Origin of the sequence: Leptolyngbya sp. AN10 (assembly GCF_050565645.1) — a bacterium.
GTDB lineage: Bacteria > Cyanobacteriota > Cyanobacteriia > Leptolyngbyales > Leptolyngbyaceae > Leptolyngbya.
This window is the reverse complement of record NZ_JBNXVP010000015.1, coordinates 158,784-179,615: the sequence shown is the minus strand read 5'-3', so window position 1 is coordinate 179,615 and position 20,832 is coordinate 158,784. Positions and strand designations below refer to the sequence as shown.

General features: G+C 46.7%; 19 protein-coding genes. 7 read left to right on the top strand and 12 right to left on the bottom strand.

The genetic code is table 11. The annotated features are described in order from the left end of the window. Positions 1-302: 302 nt before the first annotated feature. The 4 genes from ACQ4M5_RS21540 to ACQ4M5_RS21525 all read right to left on the bottom strand — a co-directional run bounded on the left by ACQ4M5_RS21540 (position 303) and on the right by ACQ4M5_RS21525 (position 4,004). Positions 303-692 (bottom strand): hypothetical protein, encoded by a 390-nt coding sequence (locus ACQ4M5_RS21540; RefSeq protein ID WP_430677741.1) that lies wholly within the window; start codon positions 690-692, stop codon positions 303-305. Between the two features lie 507 nt (positions 693-1,199). After that, complete coding sequence (gene queC / locus ACQ4M5_RS21535) at positions 1,200-1,889, bottom strand: 7-cyano-7-deazaguanine synthase QueC (protein WP_430677740.1); 690 nt, start codon at positions 1,887-1,889, stop codon at positions 1,200-1,202. A 37-nt stretch (positions 1,890-1,926) separates the two neighbouring features. Then, positions 1,927-3,027 (bottom strand): FHA domain-containing protein, encoded by a 1,101-nt coding sequence (locus tag ACQ4M5_RS21530; RefSeq protein WP_430677739.1) that lies wholly within the window; start codon positions 3,025-3,027, stop codon positions 1,927-1,929. A 296-nt stretch (positions 3,028-3,323) separates the two neighbouring features. After that, on the bottom strand, positions 3,324-4,004 hold the full coding sequence (locus tag ACQ4M5_RS21525; protein WP_430677738.1) for a PD-(D/E)XK nuclease family protein: 681 nt from the start codon (positions 4,002-4,004) through the stop codon (positions 3,324-3,326). 296 nt (positions 4,005-4,300) lie between these two features. On the opposite strand from ACQ4M5_RS21525, the gene ACQ4M5_RS21520 reads away from it, so the two are divergent. Beyond that, entirely contained in the window at positions 4,301-5,539 is a 1,239-nt protein-coding gene (locus ACQ4M5_RS21520; protein WP_430677737.1) for an S-layer homology domain-containing protein, read from the top strand. Between the two features lie 20 nt (positions 5,540-5,559). Here ACQ4M5_RS21520 and ACQ4M5_RS21515 read toward each other — a convergent pair whose 3' ends face one another. Further along, positions 5,560-6,804, bottom strand: coding sequence for a GAF domain-containing sensor histidine kinase (locus ACQ4M5_RS21515; protein WP_430677736.1), 1,245 nt, complete (start codon positions 6,802-6,804; stop codon positions 5,560-5,562). A gap of 292 nt (positions 6,805-7,096) precedes the next feature. Here ACQ4M5_RS21515 and ACQ4M5_RS21510 point away from each other — a divergent pair, with 292 nt between their 5' ends. Next, entirely contained in the window at positions 7,097-7,411 is a 315-nt protein-coding gene (locus ACQ4M5_RS21510) for a DUF3155 domain-containing protein (protein ID WP_430677735.1), read from the top strand. 177 nt (positions 7,412-7,588) lie between these two features. On the opposite strand, the gene ACQ4M5_RS21505 is transcribed toward ACQ4M5_RS21510, so the two are convergent. The 4 genes from ACQ4M5_RS21505 to ACQ4M5_RS21490 form a co-directional block, all read right to left on the bottom strand. Further along, positions 7,589-8,110 carry a cofactor assembly of complex C subunit B gene (locus tag ACQ4M5_RS21505; RefSeq protein WP_430677733.1) on the bottom strand — a complete coding sequence of 174 codons (522 nt, stop codon included), beginning with the start codon at positions 8,108-8,110 and terminating at the stop codon, positions 7,589-7,591. A 60-nt stretch (positions 8,111-8,170) separates the two neighbouring features. Continuing rightward, complete coding sequence (locus tag ACQ4M5_RS21500) at positions 8,171-8,563, bottom strand: PadR family transcriptional regulator (RefSeq protein ID WP_430677732.1); 393 nt, start codon at positions 8,561-8,563, stop codon at positions 8,171-8,173. Between the two features lie 872 nt (positions 8,564-9,435). Beyond that, positions 9,436-10,077, bottom strand: a complete 642-nt coding sequence (locus ACQ4M5_RS21495; RefSeq protein ID WP_430677731.1) for a response regulator — start codon at positions 10,075-10,077, stop codon at positions 9,436-9,438. A 57-nt stretch (positions 10,078-10,134) separates the two neighbouring features. After that, positions 10,135-10,860, bottom strand: a complete 726-nt coding sequence (locus ACQ4M5_RS21490) for a hypothetical protein (RefSeq protein ID WP_058995347.1) — start codon at positions 10,858-10,860, stop codon at positions 10,135-10,137. 148 nt (positions 10,861-11,008) lie between these two features. On the opposite strand from ACQ4M5_RS21490, the gene ACQ4M5_RS21485 reads away from it, so the two are divergent. Beyond that, positions 11,009-11,545: a GNAT family N-acetyltransferase gene (locus ACQ4M5_RS21485; RefSeq protein ID WP_430677730.1), complete on the top strand. Its 537-nt coding sequence runs from the start codon at positions 11,009-11,011 to the stop codon at positions 11,543-11,545. Positions 11,546-11,747: 202 nt separating this feature from the next. On the opposite strand, the gene ACQ4M5_RS21480 is transcribed toward ACQ4M5_RS21485, so the two are convergent. Next, positions 11,748-12,176, bottom strand: a complete 429-nt coding sequence (locus tag ACQ4M5_RS21480; protein WP_430677729.1) for a DUF4332 domain-containing protein — start codon at positions 12,174-12,176, stop codon at positions 11,748-11,750. A 256-nt stretch (positions 12,177-12,432) separates the two neighbouring features. On the opposite strand from ACQ4M5_RS21480, the gene ACQ4M5_RS21475 reads away from it, so the two are divergent. The 4 genes from ACQ4M5_RS21475 to ACQ4M5_RS21460 all read left to right on the top strand — a co-directional run bounded on the left by ACQ4M5_RS21475 (position 12,433) and on the right by ACQ4M5_RS21460 (position 17,922). Then, a complete protein-coding gene (locus tag ACQ4M5_RS21475) occupies positions 12,433-12,873 on the top strand; it encodes a Fur family transcriptional regulator (RefSeq protein ID WP_430677728.1) in 441 nt (146 codons plus the stop codon). 288 nt (positions 12,874-13,161) lie between these two features. Further along, the gene (locus ACQ4M5_RS21470; RefSeq protein WP_430677727.1) at positions 13,162-15,207 is read left to right on the top strand and encodes a hypothetical protein; all 2,046 of its coding nucleotides are present in this window, start codon (positions 13,162-13,164) and stop codon (positions 15,205-15,207) included. Positions 15,208-15,285: 78 nt separating this feature from the next. Continuing rightward, positions 15,286-16,941 carry a DUF3685 domain-containing protein gene (locus ACQ4M5_RS21465; protein ID WP_430677726.1) on the top strand — a complete coding sequence of 552 codons (1,656 nt, stop codon included), beginning with the start codon at positions 15,286-15,288 and terminating at the stop codon, positions 16,939-16,941. A gap of 165 nt (positions 16,942-17,106) precedes the next feature. Beyond that, positions 17,107-17,922: an SPFH domain-containing protein gene (locus ACQ4M5_RS21460; RefSeq protein ID WP_430677724.1), complete on the top strand. Its 816-nt coding sequence runs from the start codon at positions 17,107-17,109 to the stop codon at positions 17,920-17,922. On the opposite strand, the gene folP is transcribed toward ACQ4M5_RS21460, so the two are convergent. Together folP and ACQ4M5_RS21450 are read right to left on the bottom strand one after the other, a co-directional pair. Then, a complete protein-coding gene (gene folP, locus ACQ4M5_RS21455; RefSeq protein ID WP_430677723.1) occupies positions 17,919-18,758 on the bottom strand; it encodes a dihydropteroate synthase in 840 nt (279 codons plus the stop codon). The two genes, ACQ4M5_RS21460 and folP, sit on opposite strands and share 4 nt — an antisense overlap. Before the next feature lie 28 nt (positions 18,759-18,786). Further along, positions 18,787-20,715 carry a tetratricopeptide repeat protein gene (locus ACQ4M5_RS21450; protein ID WP_430677722.1) on the bottom strand — a complete coding sequence of 643 codons (1,929 nt, stop codon included), beginning with the start codon at positions 20,713-20,715 and terminating at the stop codon, positions 18,787-18,789. Positions 20,716-20,832: the final 117 nt, after the last annotated feature.

Here is a 20,832-nt window from a genome sequence, read left to right as displayed (position 1 = left end):
GTGATAGATGTTTCGCTGTTCTGTTGATAACGGTAGCCCAATTTTGTGAACATGACGCACTCTCTTGATTAGGTTCATTAATAAGATGCGCTCTCGCAAATTAAGCCTGAATGCTAATAGGTAAAGGGTGTCTGACTGTATTTAGTCCCCTTAACCTGCTAATAACCAGTGATTATTTAGAGTGTATCAAATCAAAGGTAAGCGCTCTAAATAATCAGTTTTAGTTATTACGTTTTAGAAGGAATTAAGAAACTCTGTCTCTAGGTAGATGCTCGGATATGTCAGCAATCTTTAACAGAGTTTCAAATTTGCTGACAGTATTGACGGGCGGATGCGGAGTGAATCAGAGAAAATAGAACATCTGAACTTAAAGGTTTGACCAGAAAGCCATCGACATCGGGATGCTGGTCTTGATGGAGCCAACTTGGAGAGTCAGTCTCAGTGACGATTACCAAGGTCATACGATCGGCATTTGCGATCGTTCTAAGTTGATGAATCGTAGCTTCAGATCGAAGATGCTCCTGCAAAATCACGAGACAAGGAGGATTCTGACTGATCCTTACCAGGGCTTGATCAGCAGTGTCCACGATCTCTACATCGAAAGCGGCTTGCTGGAGCAACGATTCTAATCCCTGCAATTCTTCGATTTGTGGCGCTAAAAGTAGAATGTATGTGGACGACGGAAGAACCATGACGAAAGTACCAATCTGAGTCTTAATATAGCGACTGTTGAATTTGGAATTTCGGTGATCAAAATTGATGAAATTCTTTTGGTGATTCAGTTTCAATCCTTGATTGTCGGTTTTTATGCTTCGGTATTTCTTAGCTTTTAATCTTTTAGAAATACTTCGGGTAAACTTTTTCAGTGAAATCTTCAAGTTCTTTTGAAGTTATGAATTAAGTGGAACGCTTTTTGGTGCTCTTACCTTCAATAACTGATTGAGATTTTCCTGGATATATAAGGCTTTGCCGAGATGTAGCGAGTTCTAACATTCCCTGATTATTGACGATCTATTTCCTTGAAAATTTGCGTTTAATCAACTAAATATCGCAGAAATAAGGCGAGTTTCTGAATAAAAACTCAGCGAATTTGCTACTGATTTCTTTTAGATTTCGTCGTAACTTTATTCAGAAACGTATCTAGAACTCTTTTTGTTTAGATTTAAGTTTTTGTTCAATTTTCTGAAGCAATTCTTAAGCTATTTCTGATAAAACTCTCGCCCTTGAGCAGTAGCAAGTTCTGGATATCCCACTTCAATTAAAGCTCGATCGCGAATTCGACAAGAATCACAGACTCCACAAGGCAGTTCTCCACCCTGATAGCACGACCAAGTTTTCTCGATCGGGACTCCAAGCGCGATCGCTCTTTTCACGATATCGGTCTTAGAATCGATTACCAGCGGCGCAACTAACTTCGGCGCTTTCCCTTCTAATCCTGCCTTTGAAGACAACTGAGCCAGCATTTGAAAGGCAGCCAGATACTCCGGACGACAATCGGGATAGCCAGAATAATCGACCGCATTAATTCCAAGATAAATTGCCTCTGCCGATTGAGCCTCCGCGAGAGAAAGCGCGATCGCAATAAACACTGTATTCCGCCCAGGAACATAAGTAATTGGAATCACATCTGCCTGAATTCCTTCGGTCGGAACTTCGATCGCGCTATCGGTCAATGCTGATCCGCCCCACTGCGCCAAATTCACATCAATTACAAAATGCTGCGACAGATTGAAGTGTTTTGCCAAAACTTGAGCGGCTTCGAGTTCCCGATCGTGTCGCTGACCGTAGCGGAAAGAAAGCGCGATCGCTTCATATCCATCTGAAATCGCTTGTGCAGTTGTCGTGGCGGAATCTAAACCGCCGGAAAGGAGAACGATCGCTTTTGGCATAACAGTACCGGAAAACAAATATTCAGAGCGCTTTGCCCTACGGAATTACAACCCTCTGAGACTGAATAATTCTTCTGCCTGAATTTTGAGCTTCTACAACGAACTCATAGGTTCCAGGTCGCCAACCCCCGTTCGGTTTACCAAGAGGAACCGTAAACGATCGAGCGGCGGTTTGAAATGTATCAGTGCCTAAATCGACCTGTCGCTGCTCCCCTCCTGGAGAAGTAAAGCGAATCGTCGAGCGGAACCGAACAGGAGGATCTAAAGGACGAGAATAAAAGACGGTGTAACCAAGTGAAGTATCTCGTGTGATATTGTTTGCATCTGCAGGACAAGGTTGGCTTGTGGTGGACTCACAGACAAACGCATTTGATACCCCATTCGCAAACGTTGGAGTCTGGGAATCGCTGGGCTGTGAAGAGGGCGGATTTTGTGTAGGTTGTGAGCTTGTTGGAGCTTGTGAAGGTCTTGAGTTTGTTGGCGTTTGCGGTGAATTGGTAGGAGACTGGGGCGGATTTGCCGAAATCGGTTGCTGACTTGGAGGTGAACTGGGAGATCCAGCGGTTCGTAGTCTCGCCCCCAGTCCTAAAAGCGTCCATAGTATGATTCCACCGACACATAAGCTCCCGATGATCAAACCCCATTTCACAGAATTGTTTGAGGGAGGAGTTTCGGGAACATACGCTGGCTGTACGGGTTGTACTGGGGGTTGTACTGGGGGTTGTATTGGGGGTTGTGCGATCGCGGGAGTCCGAATCACAGTGGGTGCAACATTGTTCTTGGGCGTATATGCCTGAGTTGCTGGAAGTGGATTGTCTGCAACCGGAAGGATAAAGGCAAATTGGGGTCCTTGACTGCCAAACTGAATCTGATCGCCCGTTCTCAGAACCCGCTCAGTCTGAATTCGCTGACCATTTACAAAGGTTCCATTAGAACTGTTTAAATCTGCGATCGAAAATTGTTGCCCTCGATGATAAACTACGGCGTGTCGTCGGGACACACCCCCCTCGTTTGCCAAAATAATTTGACAGCCTGGATCTCGTCCGATCGTCGTTTCATTTGCTTCGAGCACGATCGTATTTTCTGAAGTCGCTCCTAAAGGTTTGAGAAACGCAGTACTAACGGTGTGAGAAGTCATAGTAAATCAAGAAATGAAACGGTGAATTGCAAACAACCCCAACCGGAACAAAACCACCCTGAATCAGATACTTTGATTATGTTGCTGTGAATTATAGTGACGCGAGGTTTCTGCTTAATTTGACATAGATCGATTGTGATTGTCACAGATGCGTATCAAGTAGAAACATGAACATCACGATCGTGGAAACTGAACTAATTTTGCGATAGTCAGGTCTTAGAACCGGGTTGTCGAAACAATTTTTTAATGTGCCAACACCGTACAAGAATGGTGTCGAATCGCTCAATTCCCTGCGATCAACGAAAATAGCCTAATCTCCGCCAATATTGCTGTACTCGCGCTTCCCACTGCTGCCAATATTCGTCGATCGCATCTGGCTCAAACCAAAATATCTCCGCAGGCGTTTCCGGAATTGCAACGACCAGTAAGGCATGACAGAGGTTCAGGTTATAGTCGCGATATAGCTGGTTCGCTGCCCCACAATACGCCACTAACTGAAGTGGATAATCGTACAAGCGATCGACGGTTTTTTTCGGTCGATCGCTTGTTTTCCATTCACAGATACAAGGCACTCCTTCAAAGCTGGCAACACAGTCAACGACTCCGGCATATCCTAATTCGTCGTGAATCACTACGCCTTCAACCAGTCGAACTTGCTCGATCGTTTTCAAAACAGGCTCAACGCTTTCCCAATACGGGCGAATCGTCTCTGGGCAATCCACTTCCTGCCCTTGAAGGTATTTCTGAATGTAGCGATGCGTTCCAGTTCCGCGCCGACTCGCAGTTTTGGTAATCTCTGCGGCTTGTTCCACGCCGATTCGCTGCTGCCAATTGAACAAGCGCTCTCGGTCTTCACGGGGCTTCGTCGCATTCAAAATCGTCGTCACACTGGGAATGCGATCGCCCTTTGTATCGAGATAAAACTGCTTACCTGCTTCTCGAACCGATTTTGACGCATAGCGGGGCAGTTCAATCACCGTTTCTGTCCTCAAAAATTTTGTCGATCGTACCTGAAAATTCAGAAATCATCTGTTCAAATCTTAGGTTTCTTCAACCACTTTGAAAAGTGTCCTAAGTTCAGAAACTTCTTAAGGAACCGGGCTGTCAGTGTTGAATATAAAGAGTAGATAACTGAGTGAAAAAACTGCGAATCAACCGAAAGTAAGAGACTCGAAAAAGCTACTTCTCTCGCAAGATACAGGAACTTTTTAACTCAGTCAAACATCTACTTAATTAACAGCAAAAAACTCTCTCGCTTGGGAAACAGCTACCTATGTACAGCACTGTAAAATCTGGTTTGGCTCTGACATTGGCACTCGGTACGATCGCAGGTGCAGCGGCTCCGATGGTAATGGTCGCCCCCGCTTCGGCACAATCGACTTTCTCCGATGTTGCCTCTAATAACTTCGCTGCTCCCTTCATTCAAGAACTCGCTTCTCGTAACATTATTGCTGGATTTCCTGATGGTACATTTCGCCCGAATGATCCGGTAACTCGCGCTCAATTTGCAGCAATTCTGCTCAAAGCATTTCCGAATGCGCCACGTGTAAATACTCCGATCAATTTCTCAGATGTTCCAAGCAATTATTGGGGATTTCAAGCCATTCAAAATGCTTACGCAACTGGATTCTTGGCTGGATTTCCTGGCGGAACATTTCGCCCGAATGACAACATTCCTCGCGCTCAAGCGTTAGTTTCCTTGTCGAATGGTTTGAGATACACCGCTTCTCAACCTGCGGATACCGTCCTTCAGGTTTACGCTGATGCTGCCAGCATTCCGAACTTTGCTCGGAACAGTATCGCTGCTGCAACCGAACGCCGCATCGTGGTCAACTTCCCGGATGTTCAACAGCTTAATCCGAATCAAGTTGCAACTCGTGCGGATGTTGCTGCGTTCGTTTATCAATCGCTGGTGAGTACTGGACAAGTCGCCGCAATTCAGTCGCCTTACATTGTCGGTCAGGCTCCAACTCAACCGCAAGCGATTAACATTCCGGCAGGAACCGCACTTCCGCTTCGGTACGATCGCGCTGATCGAATTCTCCTTGCTAAGAACGAACCCCAACCCACTCCGATCACGTTGACTGTTGCTCAGAATATCGTGACCTCGGATGGGACGGTTCTGATTCCTGCAGGTAGCCAAGTTGCGGGTCAATTGACGGTTTCGCAAGGTGCAGCACAATTCACGGCTTCTCAGTTGACTTTGGCAAATGGTCAGCAAGTCGCGATCGCTGCCACTTCTGAACCGATTACGACCACTGAAACCGTTCGTCGTGGTGCAAACACTGGCACGATCCTAAAGGATGCTGCGTTAGGTAGTGCGGCGGCTGCGGGTATTGCGGCAGTGACAGGCGATCGTAATATTCGAGCAGGTGAAGTCTTGATCGGAACGGGTGTCGGCGCACTGGCTGGATTGATCTTCGGTGGCAATCGAATTGACTTGATCTCGATTCGTCCAAACACCAATCTGAACGTTCAACTCACCAGCCCGTTGACCCTTCCACGTTCCTAATTTTCCACGAAGGGTGAAGTTTAGGCTTCATCCATCTGAAGTTCAACGACAAAACTTGTCCCCTGATTCGGGGGTTGGTCATCTTCACTGAGCCAACCCTCGTTTTTTAATGGGCTAAAGACCTGAATCGATCCGTGCATTTGTTCGATTAATCGACGTGCGATCGCTAAACCCAATCCCGTTCCTGGAATTTCTCCATCTGCCTGCACTCCCCGGTAATGTCGCTCAAATAATCGCTCTAAATCTTCAGACGGAATTCCATATCCGGTATCGCTCACCCAAACATTAACGCGATCGCGAATCTCATTCGCTCGGATATGCACCTCTCCACCTGATGGCGTGTATTTGAGTGCATTATCAATCAGATTACTCAATACCTCTCTTAATGCTCCAGGATTGGCGGAAACAGGCGGAAGAAAATTCGGAATTTCTGTCTGAATTAAAAGCCCTTTTTCTTGCGCGATCGCTTCAGCCGTTTCAATCAGCGGCAACAGAATTTCATTCACCGAACAGGGTGTCAATTCGATGTTTGAAGTCGTGAGAACTCCTGCGGGTAAGAGTGGGATCGGACGACCGACGAGAGAAGCATCCTCCGCTAGAACATCCACAGAATCTAGATCGATCGCTGCATCGAACTGCTGTAGAAGTTCTTGTAATCGATCGCTTTCTCTCAGAATACTTCCAGCGATTTCTCGATTCGGGTCGCCTGCCTGTAATTTTTTAACTAATAATTTTCCAAACGTTCGTAACGCCGTTAACGGGCTTTTTAACTGGTGCAACAAATTATCTAAGACATCATGCTGTTGAGACTGCCTCGATCGATGTTGCCGTTGAGATTGATCGAGCCATTGAGCGCGTTGATCCATCACACACGCCAGTGATAACGTATTCGCGATTCGTTCCACCTGCGATCGCTCCCAACTCGTCCAAGGTCGATCGTCTCGCTCAGTCACGAGCAAGCCAAACACCAATTCTTCGTGAATCAGCGGCAAAACTAACTGCCTCGGCTGTGTGATCCCGGCTTCGGGGATCGAGTCAATTTCGGGAAGGGATTCGACAGCCGCAGGAAGCGCCAAACGATTCGATCGCTCTAAAGCCACAGCAGTATCCGGATACGCTGCGATCGGCATTAAACGGGCTTGAGAACTCTCAACTAATTCTTCCGTAAGATAGATTACGCTGAGTGATGCCCCCATCGCTTGAGTCAATAACGCAATTTGCGATCGACATAACTCAATGAATTCGGAACTTGTAGGCATCAGCATCTGTTTTCTGGCAGATTTTGTGAAAAAAAGAGTTGACGATAAGTAATTTTTCTTATTAATTTAATAGATAGCTCTGATCCCCAACACTTAAGCATCGACTTTCCTTAATCTTTGTGAGTGTAAACACTCCCGTTCTAGGTTACATAGCAAGAATCTAGAAAAATAAAATTAAGAAATTGTATAGATGCGTTAAGAGAAGTTGAAGTCTGGGGCTGGAACTGATATATTTTCGACGGGTTTTGTAACGAACATTACAACTTTCGGCAGTTTGGAACCTAAGGAGGTAAAGGGTTTGGCAAGGAGACGTAAACGGAAAAGTCGGAGACGGCAAGAGGGAAGACGGATCTTAGAAAGCGTTCCTCAGTTTAGCATTGAGTGTGGCGAAGATAAGCCCGTGACTGCCGCTCGCAAGTTCATCCACGCTGAAGGCATCGCGCCGCCCGCGCTGTTACTGGTTAAGAGAAACGAGCATACCACGGATCGTTACTTCTGGGCTGAAAAAGGACTGTTCGGCGCTCAATACGTCGAAGAAAACCACTTCTTATTCCCCAGTCTGAGAACCTCTGAAGATGAAGTCGATGTTGCTGTTCCATCCCGGAGCCGCTAACCATCATTTCTAGAAACGGCTCATTTTATCGATCGCTGGCTCTGAATGCGAGTGCAACTGTAGCCGTGTTTGGTTACGGGTTCAATTGAGTTAGGCGATATCATTCCCAGCATTCACCTATGTTAAAAGCTCCCCTCAACGCATCGAAGGGAGCTTTTACGTTTGGTGGAATAGTTTCTATTCCGCCTTCAATTCCAAAGTCCGCTGCAACTCCGCCAACTCATCTCGATGCGCCTTCACGGTAATGACACTTTGAGACGCATCCGAACCTGGCTCCACCTTCAGCGACACTTGCTCAACGCGACCTGCCCCTTTCCAGTAGAAAACTCCTGCCAACGGGGATAAGAACACCAACCCAAACCAAAAATTTGACCAATCGGGCAGCACCATCGAGAGGACGAGCACAAGGCACAACACACCGATCGAGGCAAGAAACGACAGAAACACTGCCAGAAAAACGCTCGGACGAACATCGCCCTCAAACGTGACCTGGTTAAGATTCGCGTCGATCGCTGCCACTCGATACGATCGCTGCCCGAAATAAGCACGTAACTGAGACAGCAAAGAATCTTCGGACTGGTCAGATAGCAAGCGCACTTCCTGAGTTCGATCTTTGACTGAGGCGCGAATGAAGAAAAACAGCCCAATCATCAATAGAACCGTCAGAAGAAACGTCGAGGCAATTACAGGCTGAGTCATGGCGCAACAAAGAACGAAAAATCTCAATTACACCACTTTAAACAACAACGGGGTCATTGTTTATTTCTCGGCACCGCTGACCTGGGGAATTCCCGAATTTTCTTTGGCAGTTTCACGCTTCACAGCATACTCGTGCCAAAGACGGGCGAGATCTTGCGCTTGCGGCATGGCTTCAGATTTAATCTGATACATGCGACGAGGGCGACCCCGACCCTCTACTTTCTTCCAGTAGCCTGTGACCATTTCTTCATCTTCGAGAAACTTCAGGGCACTGTAAAGAACAGTATCGGATAGACGATAGAGCGGATATTCGGTTTCAAGTAGCTGAATTAACTCGGTTCCGTAAGAGTCTCCCCGTAAGAGAACGGCGAGAACGTAACAGACCGCCAATTCCTTGTTGAGATAGAAGGGTGGCGGATCTTTGAAAAATTGATAAATGTCCTCAAATTTCATCTGTCTGATTCCAGGCGTGTGAAATAACTTGCTTGAGAAAGCGATGCAATATCGACAACTCAGCATTGGCTTATTTAGATTAACAGTCACATCTCGGAGGTTGCCGTCCCTCTAAGGGATTAATCCTCCCGCGTGAAATATTAAACTAACTCGAATGGCTTACGCGATTAAACACAAGAGACAACTCTACAATTCAGGGAACTCATTCGATGGGTTTGTCATGGGTTTGTCTATGTGGATATCGCCACAATTCGATCGCAGTTCTGAGTGGGGGCTAGTCGCAATTCAGTTAAGCAATTTCAGAAAATTAGTGCTGAAGAATTAGGGCAATTCCATTGAGATCTTGACGATCGCGTGTAGATGACACCCACCTTATCAATGCGCTTCTCTTGCAACAGCAATCTCATTAAGTTGCTTAACTTCCACAAATTGTACCTCTCGATTCTAAACTTGATTTGCTAATTTGTGGGTCGTAAAGTAAATTAGCTTGTCTCAGTTCTAAGAGTTTTCAAGGATTTGCCACTTTTTGAAGAAATATTTCAATCAAATCTGATTGCTGTGAGCAAACTGGGCAATTTGACTGAGTAAATTTGCAGTGTACTTTCCTCGATCGAGCTTCCATCCAATGCTTTCTCCCTCTATCCCAAAAGTGGTTTGGACAAAAAGAGGAAATTTTGGCTTTCTCAAAGCGAAAAATCCTAAATCAGATCAAACGCGGCACTCATCCTCACACAAATCGCGCCAAATCTGACAGATTTCTCATCTAGTTTAGCGTCCGTAGCGATCGCGAAAGATAATTTTTGTTTCACCGTCTGAAATTCGGGTGAGTGGCGAAATCCCGACGACGGTACTTAGGAAAAGTTCCCAATAAATTAAACTAATCCAGATCTGAGCGCCACCACAGCAGCTTGAACGCGATCGTCTACCGCCAGTTTATTCATAATGCCGCGCACGTGTGTTTTCACCGTATTCGGACTGAGGTAGAGTTTCCCAGCAATTTCAGGATTGCTTAAGCCTTCGACCATGAGTTTAAGCACTTCGAGTTCGCGCTGGGAAAGTTGCCCGATCGTACTGTCCGTCATGGGCGGCTTGAGATGTTCGATCACGCGGCGGGCGATTTGTGGATCAAGATAAGTCGCGCCTTCGGAAGCGGCAGCGATCGCGGCAATTAATCGAGTGACATCTGCGCCTTTGATACAATACGCATCCGCTCCACTCGATAGCGCGGCGATGATTTCAGTCTCAGACGTATGAGAAGTCAGCATGACGATTCGCACATTTGGCAGAGCTGCTTTAATCTGTTGAGTCGCAGCAATTCCATCCAAACGGGGCAAACCGATATCCATCACGATGAGGTCTGGACGATGTTTGAGAGCCGCTTCAACGCCTAAATATCCGTCACTGGCTTGATCAACGATCGATAACTCTGGATAGTCTTCTAACGATTGCTCTAACCCCAATTGCATCATGGGGTCATCCTCGACAATCAGCACCCGCAGCGATGGAAGAACCATAAATAGAGCCTGTCAATAACAGCTTTTCCCATGATACCGGGCATCCTCTTACCGCGATTAAAATCGCCGTCCGAGTAATCGCTGTTTCACACCTTCCGCAATCTTCTGACCAAGATATTCAGGAATCAAGCTTTCATTCGGTCCAAGCAGGTAGAGAATCAGTCGCGTTCGTCCCCGCCAGACGAGAAGATTCGCATTCACGACTAGAAGATCCTCTTGCCAAATCGCGTACATGACTTTGTAGAACAGCCCCGGCTGGTTATCCGCTTCGATCAGCAGTGCAGGCAGATGGAAGACTGGATCGACATAGAATTCAGTCTCAACCTGTTCTAAGCCTGCATCCAAGTTGAATTCGACCGCCAGCATTTCCTCGACTTCAAAGCGTCCCGCGAGTGCTTCTCGAATTGCCCGACACACGTTTTCAGAAGTTTTATCGGTCAGAGCTTTTCCACTCCGCGACACGATCAGCTTAATGAACACCAGCATCGGGGGATAAATTTGCCCGTACAAACTAAGGCTGTGAATCGTCAAGCCGTAAGCCGCCAGCACCCCAAAAATATCGCTCAGGAGAAAAGACTGATTTCGATACGCAAAATGCAAGGCGCTTTTCGTCCCCTCGGTCTTAAGCTCGATCACGGCTTGTTTCGACTTATACAACTGATAAGCCAGCCGTAGATTTTGCAGTTGAATTTCGCTGCTAACAAACTGCTCATAAAACTGGGGAAACGCCCGATTGAAGCGCTTTAACAGTTCTAGCGTGGAGGATTTTAGACCCAGAGCCATTGGTGGAGACTGCCCGTAGACGACACACGAAAATTTTTTTGAACGATCGACAAACCGATAAATGCTGACATTTCCCTAAAATCAGCGGAATGCAACCTAAATCCGAGAGATATACTAACTATTACTGCTTCACTGTTATCACCACGGCATGGGTTTTTGGAAAAGCTTATTCAGTAGTACGGATGCCTCGATCGAGAAACCGAGTTCGACGGAGAGCTATGTTATCCCCGGATCAGTGGATGGCTCGACGGCGGGCGATCGCGCCAACTCGCGAATCTATTTCTCGACGGAGCGAGAGATTGACCTTTACGAGTTAGAGGAATTATGCGATGCGGTCGGTTGGTCGCGTCGTCCTCTCAGAAAGGTCAAAAAGGCGATTCAGCATAGTTTTCTTGTGGCAACGATGTGGGAACAGCGGGGAGCGACACGCCGACTCGTCGGATTTGCTCGCGCCACCTCTGACCATGCGTTTAACGCCACGATCTGGGATGTGGTGGTTCATCCAGATTGCCAGGGCAAGGGGCTGGGAAAAGCTCTAATGAAGTTCATGATTAAGAAGCTTCGGAGTGAGGATATCAGTAATATCACTTTGTTCGCTGATCCGCATGTCGTGAATTTCTACCGAAATTTAGGCTTCATGCAGGACCCAGAGGGGATCAAAGGGATGTTTTGGTATCCGGATTAATTTGTATCCGAGATTCCACTTTACAAGAGTTCCCAGACAGCGAAGCAGGGGCACGAATTGTGAAATGAATTTCGCGGTTTAGGAGATTTATCGAAAACAAATTACCCGCTGTCTTCGGCTTCGCTCAGTCAGCTAGAGATCGCGCCCTGAGCGAAGCCGAAGGGCAGTCTTTCAAGCGGTAAGCTCTTTCGTAGAAATCTCCTTATCGCAGGAGTCGGGCTTGTTGAATCCAAAGCCCGATGTGGTCTGTCGTGGGACAGAGATCGCGGCGTTGCATGGTGGAAACGTAGAGTCGGAGTAATTGACGGTGAAGTTGTCCGATCGAACTTTGCGCCAGTTGAGACGGGGAAGCAATCCCGGCATGAAGTAATAAGCCTGCGTATTCGCATCCGACACTTGGAATTCGAGCCAGATCCGCAAGCGCGACCCATTTGTTTAATTGACGAATCGGCACTTGAAGTTCAGTTGCCAAGCTATTTCGTTTATCTTGCGTATTTCCCAATTTAAGAAGATCTAAAGTAGTGCGAATTTCGCGATCGCTTAACCGTGCCGCATCATCGTCGGCTAGACCGGGGAGTTGATCGATCGCCCAACTTGCAGGAGCAATTTTTGACGGCACAGATTGAGCCACGGTGTCCTCGAAACAGAGTTGAAACAATTTAGTTTAACGAACTTGATTCAAAAGTAGGGCTTTCTAAAACAAAGTTGTAGCGAGTTTGCTTTAGCTTGTGATAGAAATAGATCAGATGAGCTAACCTCTATCAATTGTTAGGAAGTTAGAGCATTCTGATAACGAATAAAGCTTTCTATTAAAGTTGTATTTTCTAACAGGTTCCGCGATCGAAATGGTTCGTTAACAACAATTTTCATAGCAATTGCCCAATACGATGAACACCGAAACCACGTCAGACCTCAAACCGATTCGTTGCCTTGATGACGCGATCGCACGCTGCCAAAACCTTGGAATGCGTCTGAGCCGCCAACGTCGATTCATTTTGGAATTACTTTGGCAAGACCAAGAACATTTGTCAGCGCGGGAAATTTACGATCGATTAAATCGCCAAGGAAAAGACATCGGACATACTTCGGTGTATCAGAATTTGGAAGCGCTTTCTGAACAAGGAATTATTGAGTGCATTGAGCGCTCAGATGGGCGACTGTATGGGAATATCAGTGATGCTCACAGCCATGTGAATTGTCTTGATACAGAGCAAATTTTGGACATTCATATTGAGCTTCCAGAAGAAATCATTCGACAGGTAGAAGCGCAAACGGGCGTAAGAATCACAGAATATCACATCGATTTCTACGGCTATAAAGCGAAATAGTAATCATCGATGCAGAGAAATCTTTTATACGCGATCGCTAATCTTTTCGGAGTTCAGATCGAGAAATTCGTGGTTGAATAAACGCAACCCGATCTTTTACAGTCTCGACTTCATGACATCGCTTACAGTTCCTTGGATTTGTGGGCGAAGTTTTGTAATGGCTCCCGGAAATGACGAATCCTTGAGCGGAACTTATAAAAGCATTCTGTGTCGAGGGTTCCATCGGCAAAATCGCCTGTAAAATAGCCGAGACTCTGACCCGCCGCCTGATTCACGGTTCGCAGCGAAATGGCTAGAAAACTTACCCCCCAATGGCTTCAAGGACTGTCCTCATTCCAGAAGCCCAAATCTCAAGACGAGCATCCGCCCAAAACGATCGAGAATCCTTCCGATCATTCCACTGTTTTATTAGAAGATGAGCCGACGATCCCAGAGTCGATCGACGAACCGAGTGATCCCGCTCCTAATCCAACCAAGCAAACGGCTGCCAAGCTCGGAAAACGAGTGACGAAAACTGCTTCGTCTGCGACCCGTGCAACTGCCCGACGCATGGGATCGGTGGCGCAGGCTTGGAAATGGCAACTGATCTGGTTAGGTATTCTGGGTATTTTCGGCGGAACCGGAGCGATCGCCTTTTTGTGGCTATCGAAAGTTCCCCCAGCGGTTGATTGTCAGCAAGTCACGGCTCAATCGATCGAGTCCGAACAGCTTTTCTGTGCCCAACAAGCCGCGCAATCTGGAAATGCGAACCAGATTATTTCATCGATTAATTTAGTAAAAGATTGGACAACGGAGCACCCGCTGTATGGACAATCACGATCGCTGCTGCAAGATTGGTCGAATGCGTTGTTAATTCTGGCGCGGGATCGCGTGACTCAGAGAGATATCAAAGGTGCAGTGTCACTGGCGAATCAGATTCCCAAGTCGAGTCCGGTTTATAAAGATGCTCAAGCTGCGGTCGATCGATGGCAGGCTGAATACCGCCGTGGAGAAGCGATTTACGTCAAAATTATTGATGCGCTTAAGAAACAACAATGGGATCGAGCTTCCGAGCAAATGGCGCAACTGGCACTGATTGAAGATCCCGGTTGGCAGTCTCGGTTAGGCGAAGTTCGAGAACAATCGAACAATGAGCGCAAAGCTTGGAAATTGCTGACGGATGCGCGGAATTTTGCTAGAGCGAATCCACCGACTCGATTAGGAGAAGCGATCGCGATTACTGATCCGGTCGATCGTAAAACTTTTGTCTGGACACTACAGGCAAATCAGGAAGTTACGAAATGGCGGAACACGATTTTTCAGTTAGCAATCGCACAATTTGATCAGCAAAATATTACCGCTGCGGGTAGTCTGCTCGATTCGCTTCCAGCCAGTGTCCAATTAACAAGCGCGAACCAAGACTTGATTCGATTAGTCAGAGCACGAGAAATCGAGACCGCGAACGAATACAATTCACCTGGATTAGAGCGCATTGCGCCACTGATGATGGCGACTCATTTGGTGAAGCAGATTGATCCCCAAAGTCCGTTTGCGTCTCGTGCGAAAACTCTGATCCCAAGGTTAGAGCAGAAGACACAAGACTTGATGCAATTGAATATGGCAAGCACGATCGCGAATTTGCAACAGATTCCAATGTTGGAAATGGCGATCGCTCAGGCGGCATCGATTACACCAAAACGACCGGGACGGCTTCATGCTCAGACGCTTCTGGCTCAGTGGCGCAAAGAATTACAGTCGATGCAAGATCGTCCGCTGTTGGCACGTGCTCAACAAGTCGCGAAATCAGGCAAGATTGGCAATTTACGATCGGCAGTGGCGATGGCAACTTTAGTCAAACCTCGTCGATCGCTGAGAATCGAAGCTCAGACGAATATTGCCGATTGGACGAATCAGATCGAGATTATTGAAGATCGTCCGATTATCAATAATGCGAGAGCGATCGCGTCTTCGGGACAACTCGGACGTGCGATCGATGTGGCGAGTACGATTCGACCCGGACGCGCTCTGTACAACGAGGCACAAGGCTTGATCGGGGAATGGGTCTATCAGATTCAGCTTGCGGAAGATCGATCAATTCTAAATCAGGCTGCGAGTTTGGCAAGTCAGGGCTATCTGAGTCGAGCGATCGATGTCGCTTCGGGTATTGCTCCAGGACGACCGCTGTATGGCGAAGCGAGAGGCTCGATCGCACAATGGGCAGCAGAACGCGCCGAGATTTGGCGACAGCGCGATCAAGCTCCGCAATCTGCACCGAGTTATGAGAGCGAATCTTCACCGCAGCCGAGTCCATCTGATCCTACACCGTCTGCTTCACCCGAACCGACTCCACCGTAGTTAAGACATCAATCTCTGAGCTTCGGTTGTGCTACTGGTTGCTAAGTTGTTTAATCAAGTGAGTGCGCTGGCGATCGAATGGATAGTTTGGCTGAAGTTCGGAGATTGATGATTGTGGAGCGAGATCCGGTGTTTCGATCGGGTTTGCTGGGTTGTGTGAGTCGATTTCCGGAGTTTCGGATTGTGGCGGAAGCGGAATCGATTCCAGTCGCTTGGCGAAATTTAGCGGAACAGTCTCGCGATCGCATTGATGCAATTTTGATCGGAGTTGGGGTGGAATTTGCTCGACAAGTAAAAGCTCAGTATCCAACGATTCCGATTCTTTTGATTGAACCGTTAACCGATTTGGAATTAAGGGCGGCATTCGAGGCGGGAATCGAAGGATATTGTCCGAAAGGAAGTTCGATCGCGGAATTTGTCAGCGCAATTCGACAGATTACAGCAGCAGAAACTTATTGGCGACCAGATGTATTGCAGCAGTTGACCGTTTCGGGAACGCGATCGCAATCGATTAGTGTCGCGAAAGTGATTCGGCAGAATTGGCGATTATCGGGATTGTCTCAGATTGAAGCAGCATTGGATGAGATTGAAGCACAACTGCGATCGAGCAATCTTTCCGCTTTGGATCGACTCTTTTTGACTGGGCGAAAACGGGAACTGAAAGCGGCTCGATGGCTGGTTCAGAAAGCGTTACCGTCCGAGGAAATTCGACCGAATCCACAAGCGATCGTACCTGTTGAATCGGCGATAACGGTTCCCGAACCTTCAGAAATTGTTCCAGAAGCGCCGCAACCAAAAGCATGGCAAGGGGAAATTCTCGATCGTATCGCTGAAAAGCTGCAATCGAATTTGGACAATCTGACAAATATTCCGCTAGAAATTGACATTCTAAAAATCGAAAAGAAACGCGAATTATTTTTTACGATTCTGCGACAGTTAGAAGAATTGCTGGACGAATTGAGATTTTCACGGATTCAACCGGATCAATTTGCGGTAAAACAATCGGATGTTTTACGGGATTTGTGGCAAGCGATCGTCATGCAATTTTTCGGACGATATTCGATGGTGCGGGTAAAGAGACAAGACATTGAAATCGTCGCTTCGTTACTGAATCAATCTGATGCGGTTCAAACTCAAATTCTCGATCAAATTCCGCTGACTCAGGCAATTTTTGAGCATTTACTGTTTGAAACGCCGCTGATTGTTGATCAAACTTTGTACGAAGTTGGAACGATCGAGGCTCGCGATCGCGCAATCGATTTGCTCGAAAATCTAATGATTCAAATAGCAAACGCTGTGATTCAACCGCTTTTGAATCGATTTGCTAATCTAGAAGCGATCAAACAAGGATTCTACGATCGACGTTTATTATCCACTCGTGAAATTGAACGATTTCGGAATGACTTATCTTGGCGATTCAGAACTGAGCGATATTTTACTGATCCAAAATTGGTGTTTGAAAGTCGATATCGATTACTTGTTTTGACACAATATGGCATCGATCGAATCGTCGTTTACTCACCCAGAACCGAAGAACTCGAATCGCTTTCTGGAGTGCAATTAGCTGTAACTCTGGCGTTAGAAACTCGTGATGCGATTTCACCAAGGTTGAGAGGCACGATCGCGTTTTTCGGCAGTGGAATTGTCTACATTTTGACCGAAGTAATCGGGCGCGGAATCGGACTGATCGGGCGCGGAATTCTCAAAGGAATTGGAAAATCTGTTCGGGGATAACCCAAAATCGCATCTAAACGGCACAATAATATCAGTAAAAACGCACTGAGATCTTGAATTTCAGGCGCAAATCTGCAACATTTTCAAGTAGAGCGATTAGACTAAACCTGCAACCTCTATTTTGAATTCCACATTAATACCCTGGTTCCGACGGGAGCACAATCTATGCTTGAGATTACTGGTGCATTATTTCTGATTGTTTTAGGTTACATCATTGGATCTGTCCGCATTGTCGAGCAAGGCGATCAAGCGATCGTTCAGCGACTCGGACAATACAAACGCATCCTTAATCCAGGGCTAAATTTCGTCATCCCGCTGCTGGATACGGTACTGATCGAAACGATTCGGGAACAGCTTTTAGATATCGAACCGCAACGAGCATTCACGAAAGATAACGTGCCGATCGAAGTCGATGCGGTCGTTTCTTGGCAAATTCTCGATCTGAGAAAGGCTTATTATGCGGTCGAAGATCTCGAAGAATCATTGAAACAGATCGTGATTTCAACGATGCGAAACGAGATCGGACAACTGACTTTAGAGGAAACATTCTCGTCTGCCAGCGCGATTAACCAGGCATTGCTGCGTCAGTTGGACAAATCGACTGCGAACTGGGGCGTGAAAGTCATTCGCGTTGAAGTGCAAGAGTTCCAAATTTCTCCAGCATTGCGCGAATCGTTAGAGAAAGAACGTGCTGCCCGAAGCGAAAAACAAGCGGAACTGACTCGAACTCAAGGAACCGTTCAGTCGATTCAAGAGTTAGCACAAGCGCTTCGAGGACAAATGAATGCGGATGATGTCTTGCGCTATCTAGTAGCAAAAGATTACGTCACGGCAAGTATGGAATTAGGCAAGAGCGATAATTCCAAGATTGTGTTTATGGACCCACGCGCCTTGAATGAAGCAGTCACCGATTTAATGGGTCATACAGGTGTGATCGAACCCCGCGATCGTGGAAATATCGACGGCGATATGGATAATTAGAGCGAACCTCGCCAAATTGCATCCGCCACTCGACAAGCATCGCGCATTTCTGCAACATCGTGAACGCGAACCACATCGGCTCCGTTCGCGATCGCGCTCACACAAGCGGCAGATGTTCCCCAGACTCGCTTTTTCGGGTCAGGCTGATCGAGAATATGCCCGATAAAGCTTTTTCGGGAAGCTCCAACGAGAATCGGACAATTCAAAGATTGAAAAGATTCTAATCGTCTGAGAATTTCTAAATTTTGAGCGTACTTCTTCGCGAATCCGATTCCTGGATCAATCATGATTTGAGAAATTCCATGTGCGATCGCGCTTTCAATTCGTTCTCGCAAAAATTCGCTAATTTCTTGAATCAGATCGTCATACTCGGTTAACGATTGCATTGTTTTCGGTGTTCCTCTCATGTGCATTAAAATGATTGGAACGCCTAATTTACCAACTGTTAAAAGCATTTCTGAATCGAAAATAGCTCCAGAAATGTCATTGATCATATCGGCTCCAACAGAGATCGCTTCTTTAGCAACCTGCGACCGGGTTGTATCTACCGAAATCGGAATCTGAAACTTCTGCCGAATCGCTTCGATCACTGGAACGACGCGATCAAGTTCTTCCTGCAATGAAACCTCGTCCGCATTCGGGCGCGTGGATTGTCCCCCGATGTCGAGAATATCCGCCCCGTCTTCGATCATTTGGGCAGATTGAGCGATCGCATTTTCCAACGTGTTGAACTGTCCACCGTCGCTAAAACTATCGGGTGTGACGTTTAGAACGCCCATGATGTAGGTTTTTTGACCCCAGTGAAATGTCGATCGTGGTAGTTCCCAAGCTTGCATAGCATCATTGTTAATCATCAGAATTCGATCATCGCATTAATGCTCGTGCGCGTTGAAGATTATCTTTCGCGATCGCGAACTCCGTATCAATTTGGAGTGCTTTTTCGTATTCTGCAATCGCTTCCCGAAGTTTCCCCTGACGCTGAAAAACTTCTCCGATAGCATTGTGAACGATCGCTTTAATGTCGATCGCTTGAGAAGCATTGCTAAAGTAAACGGCTTGATTGTTGCGAAGTGCAGCAATTTTGGCATCAAATTGATCCGGTTGCAGCAAGACTACACCCATGATGGTACAAAGCGGACTTCGCACGACTTCTTCGTTCGGTTCGATTAGAAGCTTGCGATAAGTTGAGATCGCTTGTTCTGGTTGATTCTGAAGTGCTAACAAACCACCGAGTAAACAGTTGGCTTCAGGAGAGCGATCGTTCAATGAAACTGCTTGCTGAATCGATTGAGTGGCTTGTGCGAATTGCTTTTCTTGCACTTGAATCCAACCACGAGCACTGTAGCTAAAAAACAATGCAGCACGATCCTTTCGGCTCAGTTGGATCGCTTGATTCGTGATGGCGATCGCTTCTGTTCCTTTGCCTTGTTGACTCAAAATTGCTGCAAGACGGAGATAATCTTGAATCTCTGCGAACCGAGCGACTTTTGGATGCAGTTGAATGATTCGACGATAGATTGGTTCAGCTTCTTTCGCTCTAGATTGAAAAACAAGGAAATCGCCTACTTGTTGAAGCAAGTCCCTGTCTTCTGGCTTGCCCTGCATCGCGTCTTGATAGATAGCGATCATACGATCGACTTGCTTTTGACGAACTAACAAATCAGCTAAGTCCGCGAGTTGCAGCTTGTAATCTAGACCTTCTTGCTTAAACGACTGTTGATACAAAGCGACTGCTTCATCGATTCGCTGATTGTCTTCTAGAAGTCTCGCCAGCGAAGAGTAGAAAACAGGAACGCCTGGATTGCGTCGAATTCCTTGGCGGTAGATGGCAATCGCTTGCTCAGTTCTGCCACGACGAGCCAGCAAATTTCCCCAAGCTGAGTATAAGCTCTCTGAATTTTCTGACTTACGAATGCCCGCTTGATACAGTGCGATCGCTTTGTCATCTTGATTTTGCTGTTCGTATAGCGCTCCAAGCTGCGTATAGAGCGAACTTTCTTTCGGATTGCGCTGAATTGCTTCTTGATAAAGTGCGATCGCTTCATTCGTGCGATCGTTTGTTGTGAGAAAATACGCAAGTCCAAAGTAGGACGCTAGCTCATTCGGGCGGCGACGAATTCCTTCCTGGTAAAGTCTAATCGCTTCGGATAAACGGTTCTGACGACTGAGCAAATTTGCAAGACTCGGCATCAAGCTATGAAAGGCGACATCTTCTGGTTTGCGTTTGAGTCCTTCTTGAAGAAGCGCGATCGCACCGTTCGGATCGTCTTCACCTAGCCACTCTCCTAAGCTCTGATAGAAAAAAATCGCGTCTTGATCATCGTACTTTAGAGCTTGCCGAAAAAGCGCGATCGCTTCATCAGTACGATTTTCATCTCTCAGGCGCATTCCTAAAAGCCTGTACAGCGTTAAATTATCAGGATTGTTCTGAATGCCCTGTTTTAGAAGCTCGATCGCTTTTGCTGTATCCCCATTTCTGACGAGGATAGAGGTCAGCATCTCATAGAGAAAAGCATTGTCAGAGATGCGTTTGATTCCGGTTTGATAAAGTGCGATCGCTTCCTTGAATCGTCCTTGTCGTTCGAGCAAAACGCCGAGCAGTCGATAACCATCTACATTCTTCGGATCTTGTTTGAGAAGCTGATTGAGTAGTGTTTCCTGAGCTTCTTCATCCCCTGCATTTTGCGCTTCAATGAGTTGATCTGTTAATCGATCGACAATCGGATTCGTAGCGAAAACAGGCAACGCTGTCAGACCCAATAGTAAGGCGACACTGAACAAGGACTTGAGCATGAGATTTCCGGGGAGGACTACTCCATATCATTCCCTACCTTTGGATAGAGTTCGATTCCGGTACTGAGACAGACGAAAAGAAAGGCTCGATCGTCGAATGATAGTCCCAGTACGTTA

Coding starts and splice junctions, on each gene's coding strand:
- ACQ4M5_RS21540 (WP_430677741.1), bottom strand. CDS start 692: ATGGTTCTTCCGTCGTCCACATACATTCTACTTTTAGCGCCACAAATC.
- queC (WP_430677740.1), bottom strand. CDS start 1,889: ATGCCAAAAGCGATCGTTCTCCTTTCCGGCGGTTTAGATTCCGCCACG.
- ACQ4M5_RS21530 (WP_430677739.1), bottom strand. CDS start 3,027: ATGACTTCTCACACCGTTAGTACTGCGTTTCTCAAACCTTTAGGAGCG.
- ACQ4M5_RS21520 (WP_430677737.1), top strand. CDS start 4,301: ATGTACAGCACTGTAAAATCTGGTTTGGCTCTGACATTGGCACTCGGT.
- ACQ4M5_RS21515 (WP_430677736.1), bottom strand. CDS start 6,804: ATGCTGATGCCTACAAGTTCCGAATTCATTGAGTTATGTCGATCGCAA.
- ACQ4M5_RS21505 (WP_430677733.1), bottom strand. CDS start 8,110: ATGACTCAGCCTGTAATTGCCTCGACGTTTCTTCTGACGGTTCTATTG.
- ACQ4M5_RS21500 (WP_430677732.1), bottom strand. CDS start 8,563: ATGAAATTTGAGGACATTTATCAATTTTTCAAAGATCCGCCACCCTTC.
- ACQ4M5_RS21495 (WP_430677731.1), bottom strand. CDS start 10,077: ATGGTTCTTCCATCGCTGCGGGTGCTGATTGTCGAGGATGACCCCATG.
- ACQ4M5_RS21490 (WP_058995347.1), bottom strand. CDS start 10,860: ATGGCTCTGGGTCTAAAATCCTCCACGCTAGAACTGTTAAAGCGCTTC.
- ACQ4M5_RS21485 (WP_430677730.1), top strand. CDS start 11,009: ATGGGTTTTTGGAAAAGCTTATTCAGTAGTACGGATGCCTCGATCGAG.
- ACQ4M5_RS21475 (WP_430677728.1), top strand. CDS start 12,433: ATGAACACCGAAACCACGTCAGACCTCAAACCGATTCGTTGCCTTGAT.
- ACQ4M5_RS21470 (WP_430677727.1), top strand. CDS start 13,162: ATGGCTAGAAAACTTACCCCCCAATGGCTTCAAGGACTGTCCTCATTC.
- ACQ4M5_RS21465 (WP_430677726.1), top strand. CDS start 15,286: ATGGATAGTTTGGCTGAAGTTCGGAGATTGATGATTGTGGAGCGAGAT.
- ACQ4M5_RS21460 (WP_430677724.1), top strand. CDS start 17,107: ATGCTTGAGATTACTGGTGCATTATTTCTGATTGTTTTAGGTTACATC.
- folP (WP_430677723.1), bottom strand. CDS start 18,758: ATGCAAGCTTGGGAACTACCACGATCGACATTTCACTGGGGTCAAAAA.
- ACQ4M5_RS21450 (WP_430677722.1), bottom strand. CDS start 20,715: ATGCTCAAGTCCTTGTTCAGTGTCGCCTTACTATTGGGTCTGACAGCG.